The organism is Desulfobacterium sp. N47, assembly GCF_051233685.1.
In the GTDB taxonomy this organism is placed as follows: domain Bacteria; phylum Desulfobacterota; class Desulfobacteria; order Desulfobacterales; family RPRI01; genus RPRI01.
On record NZ_JBAMMY010000273.1, the window covers coordinates 1 to 16,445 of the forward strand.

Annotated in this window: 18 protein-coding genes; 6 read left to right on the top strand and 12 right to left on the bottom strand. The window is 41.6% G+C overall.

Going from position 1 to position 16,445, the window contains the following annotated elements; genetic code table 11:
* Positions 1 to 126: transposase (locus VXK47_RS17360; RefSeq protein ID WP_435549465.1), on the top strand; the 126-nt coding region annotated here is incomplete at its 5' end.
* Positions 127 to 195: 69 nt separating this feature from the next.
* Here the strand turns inward: VXK47_RS17360 and VXK47_RS17365 are convergent.
* From VXK47_RS17365 to VXK47_RS17375, 3 genes are all read right to left on the bottom strand, one after another.
* Positions 196 to 837 carry a 2Fe-2S iron-sulfur cluster-binding protein gene (locus tag VXK47_RS17365; protein ID WP_435550045.1) on the bottom strand — a complete coding sequence of 214 codons (642 nt, stop codon included), beginning with the start codon at positions 835 to 837 and terminating at the stop codon, positions 196 to 198.
* Positions 838 to 897: 60 nt separating this feature from the next.
* On the bottom strand, positions 898 to 1,374 hold the full coding sequence (nuoE, locus tag VXK47_RS17370; protein WP_435550046.1) for an NADH-quinone oxidoreductase subunit NuoE: 477 nt from the start codon (positions 1,372 to 1,374) through the stop codon (positions 898 to 900).
* 591 nt (positions 1,375 to 1,965) lie between these two features.
* On the bottom strand, positions 1,966 to 3,468 hold the full coding sequence (locus VXK47_RS17375; RefSeq protein WP_435550047.1) for a sigma-54 interaction domain-containing protein: 1,503 nt from the start codon (positions 3,466 to 3,468) through the stop codon (positions 1,966 to 1,968).
* Between the two features lie 272 nt (positions 3,469 to 3,740).
* Between VXK47_RS17375 and VXK47_RS17380 the strand changes: the two genes are divergently transcribed.
* The 5 genes from VXK47_RS17380 (at position 3,741) to VXK47_RS17400 (ending at position 7,524) form a co-directional block, all read left to right on the top strand.
* Complete coding sequence (locus VXK47_RS17380) at positions 3,741 to 5,960, top strand: xanthine dehydrogenase family protein molybdopterin-binding subunit (RefSeq protein WP_435550048.1); 2,220 nt, start codon at positions 3,741 to 3,743, stop codon at positions 5,958 to 5,960.
* A 99-nt stretch (positions 5,961 to 6,059) separates the two neighbouring features.
* Positions 6,060 to 6,800 carry an FAD binding domain-containing protein gene (locus VXK47_RS17385; RefSeq protein ID WP_435550049.1) on the top strand — a complete coding sequence of 247 codons (741 nt, stop codon included), beginning with the start codon at positions 6,060 to 6,062 and terminating at the stop codon, positions 6,798 to 6,800.
* Complete coding sequence (locus VXK47_RS17390; RefSeq protein WP_435550050.1) at positions 6,733 to 7,062, top strand: hypothetical protein; 330 nt, start codon at positions 6,733 to 6,735, stop codon at positions 7,060 to 7,062. The genes VXK47_RS17385 and VXK47_RS17390 overlap by 68 nt, the downstream gene beginning before the upstream one ends.
* Complete coding sequence (locus VXK47_RS17395) at positions 7,062 to 7,343, top strand: (2Fe-2S)-binding protein (protein ID WP_435550051.1); 282 nt, start codon at positions 7,062 to 7,064, stop codon at positions 7,341 to 7,343. The genes VXK47_RS17390 and VXK47_RS17395 overlap by 1 nt, the downstream gene beginning before the upstream one ends.
* Entirely contained in the window at positions 7,288 to 7,524 is a 237-nt protein-coding gene (locus VXK47_RS17400) for a (2Fe-2S)-binding protein (RefSeq protein ID WP_435550052.1), read from the top strand. The genes VXK47_RS17395 and VXK47_RS17400 overlap by 56 nt, the downstream gene beginning before the upstream one ends.
* 86 nt (positions 7,525 to 7,610) lie before the next feature.
* On the opposite strand, the gene VXK47_RS17405 is transcribed toward VXK47_RS17400, so the two are convergent.
* From VXK47_RS17405 to mltG, 9 genes are all read right to left on the bottom strand, one after another.
* Positions 7,611 to 8,402: a general secretion pathway protein GspB gene (locus VXK47_RS17405; RefSeq protein WP_435550053.1), complete on the bottom strand. Its 792-nt coding sequence runs from the start codon at positions 8,400 to 8,402 to the stop codon at positions 7,611 to 7,613.
* Positions 8,399 to 10,111, bottom strand: coding sequence for an AAA family ATPase (locus tag VXK47_RS17410; RefSeq protein WP_435550054.1), 1,713 nt, complete (start codon positions 10,109 to 10,111; stop codon positions 8,399 to 8,401). The genes VXK47_RS17405 and VXK47_RS17410 overlap by 4 nt, the downstream gene beginning before the upstream one ends.
* A gap of 326 nt (positions 10,112 to 10,437) precedes the next feature.
* Positions 10,438 to 11,211, bottom strand: coding sequence for a GTP cyclohydrolase I FolE2 (folE2, locus tag VXK47_RS17415; protein WP_435550055.1), 774 nt, complete (start codon positions 11,209 to 11,211; stop codon positions 10,438 to 10,440).
* Positions 11,212 to 11,268: 57 nt separating this feature from the next.
* Positions 11,269 to 11,529, bottom strand: coding sequence for a DNA-directed RNA polymerase subunit omega (gene rpoZ / locus VXK47_RS17420; protein WP_435550056.1), 261 nt, complete (start codon positions 11,527 to 11,529; stop codon positions 11,269 to 11,271).
* A 39-nt stretch (positions 11,530 to 11,568) separates the two neighbouring features.
* Positions 11,569 to 12,036 carry a transcription elongation factor GreA gene (greA, locus tag VXK47_RS17425; protein ID WP_435550057.1) on the bottom strand — a complete coding sequence of 156 codons (468 nt, stop codon included), beginning with the start codon at positions 12,034 to 12,036 and terminating at the stop codon, positions 11,569 to 11,571.
* Positions 12,037 to 12,051: 15 nt separating this feature from the next.
* Entirely contained in the window at positions 12,052 to 13,074 is a 1,023-nt protein-coding gene (locus VXK47_RS17430) for an aspartate-semialdehyde dehydrogenase (protein WP_435550058.1), read from the bottom strand.
* Positions 13,075 to 13,164: 90 nt separating this feature from the next.
* The gene (locus VXK47_RS17435) at positions 13,165 to 14,232 is read right to left on the bottom strand and encodes a 3-isopropylmalate dehydrogenase (protein ID WP_435550059.1); all 1,068 of its coding nucleotides are present in this window, start codon (positions 14,230 to 14,232) and stop codon (positions 13,165 to 13,167) included.
* Positions 14,233 to 14,261: 29 nt separating this feature from the next.
* A complete protein-coding gene (locus tag VXK47_RS17440) occupies positions 14,262 to 14,933 on the bottom strand; it encodes a phosphatidylserine decarboxylase (RefSeq protein WP_435550060.1) in 672 nt (223 codons plus the stop codon).
* Positions 14,934 to 15,125: 192 nt separating this feature from the next.
* A complete protein-coding gene (gene mltG / locus VXK47_RS17445) occupies positions 15,126 to 16,154 on the bottom strand; it encodes an endolytic transglycosylase MltG (protein ID WP_435550061.1) in 1,029 nt (342 codons plus the stop codon).
* Positions 16,155 to 16,445 lie beyond the last annotated feature (291 nt).

Here is a 16,445-nt window from a genome sequence, read left to right on the forward strand (position 1 = left end):
CTTGAGGGAATCAACAGCCTTATCCAAGCAGCTAAAGCCAAGGCCAGGGGATACAGGACCATCAAAAACCTGATCACCATGATCTACCTCATTGGTGGCAAACTCGAATTCAGGTTACCCACATGAAATAGCGAGGAACCTGTTTGTTAGTAGTGGGTACGGATCTATACTAACAGCAACCTTTTTAAAAAGATACTATGCTGACTTCCGGATCTGAGCTTTACCTTTTGGCACAAGAGCTCCTACAGGGCATCTTGCAACACAATCACCACAATTTTCGCATATTGATGTATCTCCGTGAAATTCTACCTTGGTTTTCCATCCACGGCCTACAAAATTTAATGCTTTTTGTATTTTATTGCAGGTGCCCACGCAAACTTCACAAAGCACACATTTGTTGGCATCATAATCAAAGTACGGGTTTGATTCATCTATAGGAAATTGTTTTTCAGGCGGCCTTAATCTGCGTACTCTTTTTTTGTCGGTTTTGCAGAAAGCCATTATTTTTTGTACTTCACAAAAACCGGTTGCTGCGCAACCCTTGCAGGACATGTGGTTGTTTGCCATTATAATTTCAAAATTCACCTCACGGATCTTATCTACTACAGGGCTTCTTGTCTTAACAACCATTCCCTCTTTTACCTTCGAGCGGCAGGAAAAAACTATATCACCATTTACATCAACGACGCACAACCTGCATATGCCCGGTGGCTCCAAGCCTGAATAATAGCAAAGATGGGGTATATATATGCCGTTCTCCAAAGCTGCCACTAAAATATTTGATTCTTTATCGGTTACTACCTGTTTGTCATCTATGGTAAGAGTAACTTTATCCATATGTAAGTTTCTCCTTCGAGTTTCTCTTTCTTACTTATATGTATTTTCGGGTCCACAATTTTAATTGCTTTCAGCTCGAGGCGCAATGTTGAAAAGTCCTTTCGCCTGTCCCGGTTCAAGACAGCCATGGATTTTGTGATTTATCTTAACACATGGCGCCAGCGCACAACATCCTATACAGGCAACTGTCTCAAGAGTATACTCCATATCTTCAGATGTTTCACCTTCTTTCAGATTGAGAACCTTTCCAATTTCATCAACTATCTGGGGGGCCCCACGAATATGGCAGGCAGTGCCACGACATATTGTAACCGTATTCCTGCCCAGCGGTATCAGACGAAACTGATTGTAAAAAGATGCTACGGAATAAACTTCTCCTATAGTAATTTTAATAAAATCTGCAATTATCTTGATAGCATCTTCGGGAAGATAGCCATAAATCCCCTGAGCTTCCTGCAAAATAGGGATCAACTCGTTTCTTTTCCCTGAATAAAATTCCAAAGTTTCCTTGAGAGCTCCTCCGCTTTCTTCTCCCATAAATATTCCTCCTGAACTAAAATAATAGATCGCAACAGCAAAATGCAGATCCGACTTCAATCAATCTGATGTCGGGAATAATCCAGAGGATTCTGCTGCCCTGATATTTTAATGTTTGGAACAGAACAAAAACCCCAAACAAAGTATAACAACAAGGTTTATTAGGCTTAAGCGTTTATAAATGTCAAGACAAAAGAATGCCGCCATATCAATTTTTTTCAAAATTCAAGTAATCATATCAAATGAAAATACTGACGATCTGCAATAAAAAATTGTATTGAGAAATGATGTAAAATTCGCTTACAGAAAATCCATACAGCCCCAAAATAATTTACTGTCACGAAACCGTCATCGTATCCGCCTGTAAAAACTTAATTATTAAATTTTGGGGCGTCATCGAAGCCCTTTAATAAATTTTCTGCGGTTACCATACGTACCCATACCTAATTATAACCAGACAATCGGAATATTATTATGGCAAATGCTATAACATTGGCGCGCCCTTTTATCGTACCTCAAAAGAAGAATAAGACTGCCTGCATGATCCTCTTTTCACTACTGATTTTTACTACTGAGCCCGGCAAGTGTTTATTATTTGCGTTTAAATGAAATTTTTAGTTTGATCATACGGTTTCTAAGAGTGCTGGAATGAACGCCCGGAATTGCTGCTGCCCCGTCTTTTCCCTGAATCCTGCCATTTGTCATATCAAGCGCTTTTTGAATATGTTCTCTCATGGCCTCATCAAGTTTAAGTGGCAACGCTTTTTGATGTGAAATCTTCCGGTTCATAGCTTGAACTTCTGAAGGAGGAAAATCATCAAATCTCAGAGGCTCATTGGCAGATGCAGTGCGGTTCCGGATCAAGGCCCGTTCCACTGCATTTTCAAGTTCCCTCACATTACCGGGCCATTGGTAAGACTGTAAACGCTCAATAACACCCGGTGCAAGCACCGGATGGTTCTTAAAATTCATCTGTCTTGATTTTCGTTCTATAAAGTAGTTTACCAAAGAGGGAATATCCGAAAACCTGTGTCTAAGAGGCGGAACTGTAATAGAAAATACATTCAGCCGGTACCACAGATCTTCCCGGAATTTACCGGCCCGAACCATATCTTCAAGATTTCTATGGGATGCGGCAATGATCCGTATATCTACAGGAACCGGGCTTTCCCCGCCGACCCGCTCGATTTCCATGTTTTGAATCACCCGAAGAAGTCTGACCTGAGCCCGGGGCTGAAGTTCTCCGATTTCATCCAGGAAAATAGATCCGGTATGGGCGCGCTCAAAACGGCCCCGTTTGCGGGATACTGCCCCTGTAAAGGCCCCCTTTTCATGTCCGAACAGTTCGGTGTCTAAAAGGCTTTCCGGAATAGCTCCGCAATTGACCTTAATAAATGGCCCACGGCTGCGGGGAGATGAGTAATGAATAGAATTGGCAATTATTTCCTTGCCCACACCGGTTTCTCCCAAAAGAAGAGCGTTGCTGTTCAGAGGCGCTACCTGCCTAACCATTTCCATGACATCCTTTAAACCAAGATTCTGGCCGATGATTTCTTCACCGCTGATACGGTGAAGTTCCCGGCTGAGATAGCGGTTATCGTCAACCAGCATGTCTTTTAACTTAACTACCTCATGATATCTTAAGGCATTGGACATGGCCACAGCAAAAGGGTCATGCAGGAGGGCAAGAAGTCTGGCATGCTCTTTTGAATAATTATCATAACCGCTTGAAAACAAGGATACGCCGCCCAAAAGTTTTTCTTTGGTTTCAAGAAACATTACCATTCCGGAAAATGTTTTTGTTTTAAAAGCCCTGGATAGCATCCGGCCGATAACATGGTCTTCCTGGCGCTTGACGACTATAACCTTCGAAGGTTTCGGCCCTTCAAGAAAGGCCCTGGCCTCAGTTGAAAGAACTACGGGGGAACTAAATGATATGCTTTCATTATCTGTTTTTTGGGCGACATTTTGAATAGCCCCCACATCCGGATCATATATGTTAAATGATATAGTATTTACAGGCATAAACTGTTTTAGAAAGTTAAAGCAATCACCCATGACTAAATCAAGCTCTATACTTCCGCAAATCCGCAAAAAGTAGCCTGGTGAAAAAAATCCTTGTCGTTCAATATTATGCCCTCCCTTTAAGTAACAACATGCCTTATATGGTATTAATAACATATTTATGCCGGATATGTGGAATCTATTAGATGCCGGATATGGCATATTAATCATTTGATATGTATAACATGCTTATTTATTAGCCTATAATGTGTTGGCGCGTTCATTGCTTTGTTATAGTGGATTTGGTTTTAAAAACATAATTTTGGTAAGGCCATTGCCCGTAAAACACCAAAGGAGAGAATATGAAAGAAGAGGGATATTCTGTTATAGGAAAGCCGGTTCCCCGTGTTGAAGGCATAGAAAAGATCACAGGTGAAGCGGTATATACAACCGATATTGTACTTTCCGGGATGTTATACGCAAAGATTCTAAGAAGCCCTTATCCCCATGCCAGGATTATCAGCATTGATACCGGTAAAGCAGAAAGAATTAAAGGAGTCAGAGCTGTTATTACCGGTCGCGATATTCCGGATGTAAGATATGCACTTGCGATGTCAATGGTTCCTGAGAGTGCCGACCGGTATTTTCTGGCACGGGACAAAGTAAGGTTTGTGGGAGACGAAATTGCAGCTGTTGCGGCTATCAGTGAAGATATCGCCGAAGAAGCCCTTAAACACATCCATGTGGAATATGAACCGCTTCCGGCAGTATTTAATATCGAAGAGGCCATCAAGGCGGATGCTCCCTTAATCCATGATAATTTTCCGGGAAATTTACATACAAGCATATTGATGGATTTTGGGGATGTTGAAAAAGGCTTTCGGGAATCAGATTATATCAGGGAAGACCGGTTTGTAACCCATCTGGTTCAACATTGCTTCTTGGAGCCACACAATTCCGTGGCTAATTTTGATTCCTCCGGAAGAGTCACGCTGTGGACTTCGACGCAATCTCCATTTCTTGTCAAGCGACTTCTTTCGTTTGTTCTGAAAATGCCGGAAGGAAATATAAGGGTGATTAAACCCCATGTGGGTGGCGGGTTTGGAGGAAAAGCCGGTCTTTATCCACTGGATCTTCATTGCGCCTTGTTATCGAAAAAAACCGGTAAACCTGTTAGGATCTGTTACACACGGGAAGAGGAGTTTTCTGCAAGCTGCAGAAGACATCCCATGGAGATCGTCATCAAGATCGGTGTAAAAAATGATGGAACTATTGTGGCCCGCAAAGCAAATATCCTGTTGGATGGTGGTGCTTATAACACCCACGGTCCGGTAGTTACCTTTCTTGCTGCTCTGTGGTTAAGCCATGTTTACAGGCAGCCCAACATCAGGTTTGAATCTCAGCGATTTTATACAAACAAGGCCCCTTGTACAGCCATGAGAGGATATACTTCTCCGCAATCATATCTTGCCTCTGAAATCCAAATGGATATGGTGGCCGAAGAATTGGGTATGGACCCAATAGAATTAAGAATGAAAAACGGCTTAAAGACAGGAGACACAACGGTTAACGGTTTTTATATATCGAGCGGTGGACTCCAGGAATGCCTCCAAAAAGTTGAGGAAAAGACTGAATGGAAAAAGAAGTATAAGAAACTGCCGCATTTAAAAGGCATTGGAATGTCAAGTACCGGCCTTTTCAGCGGCAACCAGCTTCCATTGCTGGGGCCTCAAACCGCATCTTCCACCATTTTCATCAAAGCGAATCCGGATGGAACGGCAGTCATTATATCCGGAGTTTCGGATATCGGCCAGGGATCTGATACGGTGCTTTGTCAAATTGCAGCAGAAGAATTAGGATTACGCGTTGAAGATATCAGGATCACATCTGTTGATACCGATCACAGTCCGCCCGATTTAATTACAGTTTCGGCCCGGTGTACTTTCCAGGCAGGCAATGCCGTCAAAAGAGCTGCAATAGAGCTTAAGCAAAAACTTTTTAAGGTGGTGGCAGAAAAACTAGAAGCAAATATTGAAGACCTTGAAGCCCGGGACCGGCGGATATATGTCAAAGGTTCTCCGGAAAAGGGGGTATCTTTTACAGAAGCGGTTTCGCTGTGTCAGCTTGCCCATAAAGGCATAAGCATTATGGGAGAAGGAGTCTGGAATCCTGATCCGAAACAACAGGCTGAACTTAATATGGTTACGGGATACGGCAGTTTTTCACCCGCCTATACATTCGGAGCGGTTGTTGCGGAAGTGGAAGTGGATAAAGATACCGGCCGGGTAAAAGTCACAAACTTGTGCCATAGTCATGACTGCGGCAGGGTGATCAATCTTTTGGGTGTGGAAGGTCAATTGGAGGGGGCCTGCCAGATGGGCTTAGGATATGCCTTGTTTGAAAACATTGTCGTAGAGGGCGGAAAGACCTTAAACCCCGACTTTTTGGATTACAAGTTCCCAACAGCGGTAGACATACCGGAGATGTTAGGTATTTTTGTTGAATCGAATGATCCGGGGGGCCATATGGAGCCAAAGAGGGGGCAGAAGGGCTTGTGGGACCGATTGGTCCGGCCATACTAAACGCGATTTATAATGCAACGGGGATAAGGTTTAAAGAACTTCCTTTAACACCTGAGAAAGTTCTAAGAGAGTTAAAGAAGAAAAAAGGAGAAGAAAAAAATGAGACTTCCTGATTTTGAATACTTTGAGCCGGAAACCTTACAGGACGCGGTTAGTCTGCTCTCTAAACATAAAGGAAAGGCAAAGGGCTTTGCCGGTGGAACTGATTTGTTGCCGAAACTAAAAAGAAGGGTGACAGAAACTGATGCGCTTGTCAATCTTCAGGGAATTGCCGGTTTGCGCTCGATCAGTGAGGAGAAAGACATTCTTAAGATAGGTGCTCTTGCCACTCTTGGGGAAATTGAGGAATCGCCTTTACTGAAAGGCAATCTGGCTCCTCTGGCCCAGGCCGCGCGCGCGGTTGGAACAGCACAGCTTCGCAATATGGCAACCCTTGGTGGAAACCTGTGCCAGGATACGCGGTGCCTCTACTATGATCATTCCCATCTTTTCGGCCAGTCTGTATGGGAAAAATGCTTTAAAAGGGGCGGTACAGTCTGCCACCTGATCAAGAAGGGCAAGAAGTGTTTTGCCGTTTATTCAGGCGATGTTGCGCCGATTTTGCTGGCTTTGGGGGCTAAGGTGCTTGTTATTGGTTCTGCGGGAAAACGAGTGCTTGATCTTTCTCAAATCTATTCCGGCAGGGGGGGGGAATACATATGCCTTGTTACCGGAAGAGCTGATAGCGGAGATCCAGGTAATGAAGCCATCGCCTTTAAGCTATGGGGCTTACGTGAAATACCGGGAGCGCGGGTCTATCGATTTTCCAATTGTGGGTGTTGCAGCCTACCTGACAGTTGATGGAAAGACGATTAAGGATGCAAATATCTGGCTTACCTCTGTGTGCTCTGCTTCGGTGGAAACCATTAAGGCGGAAGCGGTCTTGAAAGGAAAGAATTTGAGTGCTGATCTGATAGAAGAAGCATCCTTGCAGGCGCATCAGGAAATCGCACCTTATCCGAATCATGGTTATTCGGCCTGGTATTTAAAGGAGATGGTAACAGTATTTGTAAAGCGCGCCTGCATGAAGGCGTGGGAAGATATGAAAGGGGGGCAGGCGTAATGAAAAGACTGATTGAACTGAAGGTGAATGGAGAATTCTATGAGTTGGCGGCAGCGCCGAAGCAGACTCTTCTGGAAGTCTTACGTGATGAACTTCATCTGACCGGAACAAAAGAAGGCTGCGGTATGGGTTCCTGCTGTGCCTGCACGGTTCTGATAGATGGCAAGCCTGCGCTTTCCTGCCTTATTTTAGCGGTTACAGCCAAGGGTAAGGAGATTACAACGATTGAAGGTTTATCCCAGGGAGAGGGGGCTGCATCCTCTGCAACAGGCCTTTCATGAGAAGGGTACGGTTCAATGCGGATATTGTACTCCGGGTATGATCATGACGGCCAAGTCTTTTCTTGACCATCACCCTGACCCGACAAAGGAAGAGGTTAAAGAGGCCATATTTGGAAATCTTTGCCGCTGCACCGGTTATGAAAAGATTGTCGAGGCGATTCTTTCCGTAAAGCAACCATAGCAGAATCAGAACCTCCCCTTCGCCAACGGCGGCATATTGCACATACTATAGGACTGCGGGAAAACTATGCAGGCAAAGCCTTTTGTCTACCTTGCCATTGAAATTTCGTGATAGCCTCCGTTAACTAAGATACGAATGCCGGCAGGTGTGATCTTTACTACCTTTACTCCTTCAATTTCTGATCCCTCAACAGCTTTAATGCCGTTGATCATGGCAAAGCGCAATGAAGGGTCTTCGTACCAGACAATCGCAGAAAGCTTTAACGACGGCAGCAAAGTTGCCGCAGATGCATTTGAAGCGGCTTTATCGTTATTTATCACATTTTTGACAGAACTTTTTGCTTTTTCAGATACAACGGCTTTCCTTTCATCATTGGAAGCCATTGGTTGTTTTCTTTCAGGAAGAGGTTTGGTTTTAACTGGTGATACGGTTTTTATATGAGTCTTGTCTTTAACAGAATCATCCGATTTCGCCTGCATCCGGGGTTCTTTATTTTGAATATCTCCAGCCGGTTTTTCCAAAGCGGTATCAGAATCAACTTGCAGGCTTTTGGCAGGAGGAGTTACAGATTCTGAAAAAGATTCCATCTGCAATTCGGATTCCGGCAGAACCGGTTTAGCTTGCTGATTTAAAGAAACCGGATTTGCAGGTTCAGAGGCCGACGGCCCTGCCAGGAATCCAAACCGTACCATCACGGTATAGGTCACAGCGAAAGTGACAAGTACTGTAAGAACAACAATGAAAAAGTACAGCCGGATTCTTTTCAAAGGACGATAAGGATCGGAATCCAGAATCTTTTCCGAGATATCGGGTACTCCATTTTTGCGATAAGACTTTTCCCGATCAAGTTTTTTTAAAGCATCGAGGATGACACTCATTTGTGCCTCCCCGTGAATCCGGGAACCGGGAAGCGGTCAATGGATCTATACAAAAGCATCAAAGTTTGACTTCCTGCGATACCATCCTGTTTAATTCCTTTTGACGATTGAAATTGCTTTACTGCCAATAAGGTATCCTTATCATAAGTACCGGTTAAAGATTTGTGGTAGGTTCCTGCTTCTTTAAGAAGCTTCTGGAACCGCATTATGCGGTTTTTCTCCGGCTCTGATGGTAACTTGGTCATAACATCCGAGAAATCCTTCCACAGGAGAAAACCCTGGCCTGACCAATACTTTTCAAGCTCCCTGAATGAAAGGGCTCTTCTTCCGGCAATCCGAGGCTTTATCAGTACTTGTTCATTCTCCATTCCAAGCAGTGCTATAAACCGTTTACCCTTGATATCCGGCAAGGTGAGTTCGAGTGCAACAGGCTGGTCGAGACGAAGCAAAGTTCCCATATTTCCGGAAAATCTGTATGCACGCAACTTTTCAGACCGGGCTGCATCTTCAATATCATCAGGAGAATTCCATGTTCTGTTTTCTGAAACGGGCGAAACATTCCAGAGGCCGGCAAGGCAATTGTAGGCTCTTCCGGCACTTTCAGCCTCCGTGACCTCACCGAGTTTTACAGCCATCACACGAAAGAGCTCTTCACCGGTAATGACGGAATCTTTTATCGGTTTATTTCCGAAAGTTTCAATCTGTTGAGGGAGATTGAGTTCTTTACCGGTTGTGATAGAATTTGGTGCCGGCTGAGCCTTGAAAGCTTTAATCTGCTGATTGGGATTGATCATTCGGGCAATCTTATCCCATTTAAGAAAGATGCTTCCGGCAAAAAATATGGCGATTACGACAGCTGTTGAAATCAGAATAAAGCGTCGTTTTATGCTGTCAGCCGCCATATTTTTTTTAATATCTTTTACCCCTGCCGAGGCAATTCGCGAGTTTATCTTTGTCGTGTCTCTGGCGTAGCCCGTCAAAAGCATTCTGTCACAAGCTGCATTTACGAGCCTTGGCAGTCCTTTTGAATAAGTATATATCAGCTTTAACGCCTTTTTCGAAAATGTTTCCCTGCCATTCCCTCCTGCCACTTTAAGCCTATGGTTTACATATCCGACGGTGTCCTTAAAATCCATGGGTTGCAAATGGTATCGTACTGTGATCCGCTGGTCCAGCTGCCGCAGTTCCTTTTTGTCCAGAATCTGAATCAATTCAGGCTGTCCGGTCAGAATAATCTGTATAAGTTTCTCCCTGTCTGTTTCCAGGTTCGAGATCAAACGGATTTGTTCCAAAACCTGAATTTCCAGATACTGAGCCTCATCTATGGCAAGAACGACTGTGCGGCCTTTGGCATTCTGGTGAAGCAGAAAGCGATTAAGAGGATCTAACGGGCTTGTGTCATTTGAATTTTTGTCTGTAATTCCGAATTCCCGGTTTATGTTTTTCAGAAGCTCGCCGGATGAAATGCAGGGATTGAAGATCAGGGCAGTACGGTAATGATCTGTATCAAGCTGGCTAAAAAGAGTTCGCAAAATCGTTGTTTTTCCCGATCCGACTTCTCCTGTTAAAGCAATGAATCCGGCACGATTCCTGATGCCGTATATAAGATGTGCAAACGCTTCTTTATGATTTTTGCTTAGAAATACAAAGCGTGGGTCAGGTGTTAAATTAAACGGTTTTTCCCTGAATTTATGGAAGTCGAGATACATCTGCAGATATCCTTGATACTTGAAAAAAAGCCGTTTCCGGTAAAGCTGATGAGATGATAACAACTTGCTTTTCTGGGAAAAACTATATGGAGATTAGCCTTTTGTGTCAAGTGAAAAATAATAAACCGCATATTGCGAATTGCATCAAATAAAATATTACCCAAGATGTATACACTTAACACAAAAGGTATGGTTTACATAGCAGTTAAGCGTACATGCCCATTTCTTTTATTTGCAACAAGGTTTTTCCATAGAAAAAAGGGCAAAAAGCTTCCGGACAGAGTTGGCCGGATTCAAAAAGAAAAGTATAACCAGGAAAAAATTCCTTAATCACTTGCAACGTGGGCGTAGGCATTATGATTGTGAATGGATTCAAAGTTTTCGGCGCTTACTGAAAACCAGATGATGTTATCATCCTTATTGATTTTTTCAGCGATATCACGCACGATATCTTCGACAAACTTGGGATTGGAAAAAGCCTTTTCCGTTACGTTTTTCTCATCCACCCTTTTTAAAACCGAGTAAACTTCACAGGAAGCCGAAGACTCAACAAGCTCTATCATATCTTCCATCCAGATAAATTTTTTAAATCTGGTTGAAAGTCTTACTTCTCCCCTCTGGTTGTGCGCTCCGATTTCGCTTATTTCCTTTGAGCAGGGACATACGGATGATATGGGAACAATTACTTCGGAAACAATATCAATTTTATTGTCGGGATCACTTGATCCTATAATTCGGCAGGTATAATCCATAAGGCCCGGAGCATTGCTTACCGGGGCTTTTTTCTCTATAAAATAAGGAAAAGTAACTTCGATATGTGCCGATTCTGCATTCAGATGTTTTTTCATCTGGCTTAATATGGCTGCAATCTTTTTTAAAGACACTTCAGCATGGCGGAATAAATGAAGCAGCTCGACAAAACGGCTCATGTGCGTCCCCTTGTATTTATGGGGCAAATCAACGTACATGTTAATTGTCGCAACCGTATTCTGAACCCTGTTTTGCCGGTCAAGTACCGTGATCGGATAACGGATATTTTTTATACCGACCTTGTTGATCGGTATGTTTCTGTAATCTCGCTGACTCTGAACGTCTTTCATTAAAAATACGCTACCTTTTTAACCGGCAGTAAACAATATTATCTGAACCATTAGCCGTTAATTTTCAGATGATGGCATTAATTCTTTTTTATCGGTATCATCAGTATCAATTTTCTTAACTTCTTTTTCATCTTTTACAAGAACAATTTTACCTGCGGCAATTTCTCTTAGCGCAATAACTATATCTTCGTTTTTCGGTGCGCTGACAAGATATTCGGAACCTTCACGAATTTGCCTGACTCTTCTTGCAACCATGTTGACAAGTAAAAAACGGTTAGGCACTCTTTTCATACAATCTTCTATTGTTATTCTTGCCAAAATACAACCTCCGTCTTCGATACATTATTGTAAATAATTTTATAATATTTCAACCAGTTCATAAAATCTTTTCCCGCCGGGCGCCTGAAGAACAATTTCCTCACCCGATTTCTTTCCTATAATAGCCATTCCAAGCGGAGAGGAGACTGATATTCGTCCTTTTCCTATATCGGATTCGTCCGGACCTACAAGCTGGTACTCTATGGTGTCTCCTGTGTCTATATTTTCAAGAACTACCGTGCAACCAAAAACAGCCCGGTCTTTCGGCAAAGAATCAGGATCAATAACATCCGCATTTCCAATTTTATAGCTAAGCTCGCCTATCCGGCATTCCAGATATGCCTGACGGTCTTTGGCGGCGGCAAACTCGGCATTTTCCGAAAGATCGCCGTGTGCTCTTGCTTCCTCGATAGCTTTGATATTACCCGGTCTTTCAACTTTTTTTAAATGCTCAAGCTCTTTTTTAAGAGTTTCATAACCTCGTTTTGTAATTGGTATTCGATCCAACTTTACACTCCTGTGTTACAAATATTTATCCGCCAGAATTTCTGCAATCTGTACAGCATTGGTTGCCGCTCCTTTACGAATGTTATCAGCAGCAATCCACATGTTTATACCGTTTGGAATTGATTCGTCCTGCCTGATACGTCCTACCATCGTCAGATCCTGCCCTGCTGCATCCGTCTGCAAAGGATAAATATTGTTTTTAATATCATCAACCAGTTTAACTCCCGGGGCTTTTTCAAGCAATGCTTTGACATCAGAGGCCGAAATGTATTCTTGCGTTTCAATATTAACTGATTCAGCATGACCGAAAAAGACCGGAACTCTTACAGTTGTGGCTGTTACTCCGATAGTATTGTCTTCCATTATCTTTCGGGTCTCATTTAACATTTTCATTTCTTCTTTGGTATAGCCGTTATCAAGAAAAACATCTATATGAGGAAGACAATTAAAAGCTATCCTGTGCGGATAAACATTCTTTTTATAATCAAGAAAATTGATCATGGCCCTTGTCTGATCAAAAAGCTCATCAATAGCCTTTTTCCCGGTACCGGAAACCGCCTGATATGTCGAAACAACAATTCTTTTAATTCCGCACTTTTTCCGGATCGGGTTTAAAGCAACAACCATTTGAATTGTAGAACAGTTCGGGTTTGCAATAATTCCTTTTTTTTTATAATCTGCAATAGCATGAGGATTAACTTCAGGAACCACAAGCGGAACATCGGCATCCATCCTCCATGCGCTGGAATTATCAATTACCACGCATCCGCTGCTTGCTGCAATCGGCGAAAACTTAAGGCTTGTTCCTCCGCCTGCCGAAAACAAAGCGATATCTACACCCTTGAATGATTCTTCCGTCAGTTCTTCCACAGAAAGCGCATCACCCTTAAACCGCAATTTTCTTCCCACCGAACGGCTTGAGGCTAATAGTTTAATTGATTTTACGGGAAAATTTCTCTCTTTAAGGCATTCTATCATCTGGTTTCCGACTGCACCAGTCGCCCCTGCTACTGCAATGTTAAATTTTTTTTCAGACATTGTTCTTTCCTTAAACATGGTTCAAAGTTCATGGTTCACAGTTACTGCAAACCGACAATAGCCAACTGTGAACCCGGAACCGTGAACCCGTCAAACTTTTATTATATATCCTTTGACAAGATCCCCGACTTCACTTGTAGTATAGCCCATTTTACCGGCAGCAACATCTATTATATCGTTACGAAGAACTGTCATAACTGCATTTTCGATCATGACAGAGGCTTTTTCTTCTCCAAGTGTCTCAAGCATGACCTGCGCAGCCAGAATTGCTGCTATCGGGTTTATAATCTGTTTGCCGGTATATTTTGGAGCAGAACCGCCAATAGGCTCAAACATTGATACCCCGGAAGGATTAATATTGGCTCCGGCGGCTATACCCATACCGCCCTGAATCATGGCGGCAAGATCGGTAATTATATCTCCGAACATATTGTCTGTGACAATTACATCAAACCACTCAGGATTTTTTACCATCCACATACAGATAGCATCAACATTGGCATAATCTGTTTTGATATCAGGATATTCCTTTGCAACCTCGTTAAAGGTACGTTCCCAGAGATCAAAAGCATATGTCAATACATTCGTTTTTCCGCAAAGAGTAAGTTTTTTCTCCTTATTTCTTTTACGGCAATATTCAAAGGCATAACGCACGCATCTTTCAACACCTTTACGGGTATTGATCGATTCCTGAATGGCAACCTCATCAGGAGTATCTTTTTTGAGAAAACCGCCTGCTCCCGTATAAAGTCCCTCGGTGTTTTCACGTACAACCACAAAATCTATATCTTTCGGACCCTTATTCTTAATAGGAGTTTCAACTCCTTCATAAAGTTTTACAGGTCTCAGATTTATATATTGATCAAACCGGAATCTCAGGTTTAAAAGTATTCCCTTTTCAAGAATCCCCGGTTTTACGTCAGGATGGCCGATTGCGCCAAGAAACATGGCGTCTTTACGGGACAACGATTCAATGACACTATCAGGAAGAAGTTCTCCCGTAGCCAGATAATGTTCTCCACCCAAATTATAATTATGGTAGGAAAGCTTGAATCCGCACTTCGCAGAAACAGTATCTAATATTTTGATCCCTTCGGCAACAACTTCAGGCCCTGTACCGTCGCCGGGTATAACAGCTATATTGTATTCCTTTGTCATAATATCACCGCAATAAGTATCCTTTTTTTTCAGGCAAGGTATCCTAAAATACCTGAGCCCGCCTTAATTTTGTTACCAACGGCAACACATATTTTTGAATCAGCAGGAAGATAAACATCAAGACGCGATCCGAAACATATCATACCGAAACGTTCACCTCTTTTTACAATATCTCCATGCTTTAACCTGCATATTATCCTTCTTGCAATAAGTCCTGCAATCTGTACCGCACAGATTTTTTTGCCTTTTTCCGTTTCAATTAAAATGGCATTATGTTCATTTTCCTTTGAAGCCTTATCAAAACTTGCATTAAAGAACTTTCCCGGAAAATAGCTTATATTTATAACTTTTCCTTCATGTGGAATGCGATTAACATGCACATTGAATACCGACATGAATATACTTATTTTGATACAGGCACCTTTACTGAAAGGACTTTCACTTAAAGGCTCAATAATAATAACTTTTCCGTCGGCAGGAGATACTACGGCTCCATCAACCATAGGCGTAACTCTTTCAGGATTACGGAAAAACCAGCAAACAAAAAGAGTTAGCGTAAAGCATATGGTTGCAAGTGAAACAACTCCTGCCAGAGCAAAAACAACGGTTGCGAAAAAAGTTGCAATTATAAAATAATAACCGGGCGCTGCAATAGGAAAAGCGGAATTATTATCAGTATCTACTTTCTTTTTATCGTCCATGTAATCTCTCCAGTCTACAAAAAACTGCTTAGCACCAAAATATAAAGAGATTGCCTTGCCCGCTGCAATGCTTTTATCTGTTTATTATTAATTAAAACACAGATAATCTTACGGGCGCAATCTCAGTTTTTTATGTAAAATTTGTTTGCAAAGCTTTTATATCAAAATAAATTGTATGCTGTCAAATATAACTTATTTTCTCAGCTGGTATTTTTTAACCGCATTATTATGGTCATTAAAATTATTTGAGAAAAAATGTGTGCCGTCATTTTTTGAAACAAAAAAAAGATAGGAAGTTTCAGCCGGATAAAGAGCAGCTTCAATCGATGCATATCCCGGGCTGGCAATCGGACCCGGCGGAAGTTTATCTATTATATATGTATTATAAGGCGTTACTTCCAAAAGATCTTTACGTGTAATATTGCCGTTAAAATTTTTAATACCGTATATAACCGTTGGATCGGTTTCCAGTTTCATGCCCAGTCTGAGTCTGTTGTGAAAAACAGCTGAAATTAATGGGCGTTCATCTTTTGCAGCAGTTTCTTTTTCGATTATAGATGCAAGTGTAATAATTTCGTTTGTTGAAAAGCCTATCGCTTTTGCTCTGACTTTCCATTTTAATGAATAAACGGACCAGAACTTGTCGACCATTGCTGAAATAATACTTTTAATGGTTTCACCTTTTGAGAAAAAATAGGTATCAGGATATAAATATCCTTCAAAAGTTTTGGCTTCTATATTCTTTTCATGGGCAAATAAAGGATCTGATGCTATTTTTAAAAATTCTTCCTTTGTTCCAAAACCGGCTTCCGATATAATACCGGCAATCTGCTGCAAATTATATCCTTCCGGCAAAGTAATTCTGTGAAGATATACTTTTCCTTTTACCATTGTATCAAGTATCAAAGCAGGTGACATTGAAGATGAGAGTGCGTATTCACCTGTTTTAATAAGTTTGTCGCTTCTTTTTAACCTGGCATATAATCTGAATTTTATAGAATTATTTATTATACCGGCTTCTTTAAGGCTGTTTGCGGTTTTTTGAAAACCCTGACCTTTTTCAACAACAATATATTTTAATGTTTCATCCGTACCTGAAGGCCGGTCTGCATATTTTATAATATCTAATATAAATAAAGATACAGCTGCAATAACCACAGCAAACAGCAACAATGGTATTTTTTTATTTTTTATAAAATTTATCACTTTCGGAAAAATCATAAGAAACTCTTAAAGTAGCCGTTATTTATTTTAAAAATAGAAATATCATATTGTTGCAAATTTTAATAATTTACCGGAAATTTATAAAAAAAACAAATTATGCTCTATCAGCCTTGATAATAAAATTATTTAAACTTATATTGTTTAGACAATAGAGCCAGTTTCAAAACGTCCCATTTAGGCCGATCTCTGCGTTGGGCTCAAATTTTAATCCTCGAAATACTAAATGTATTCCTGTGGTTAAAATTTTCGCCCGCCTTGACCTTGACCAAACTGAAACGTTTTGAAAGT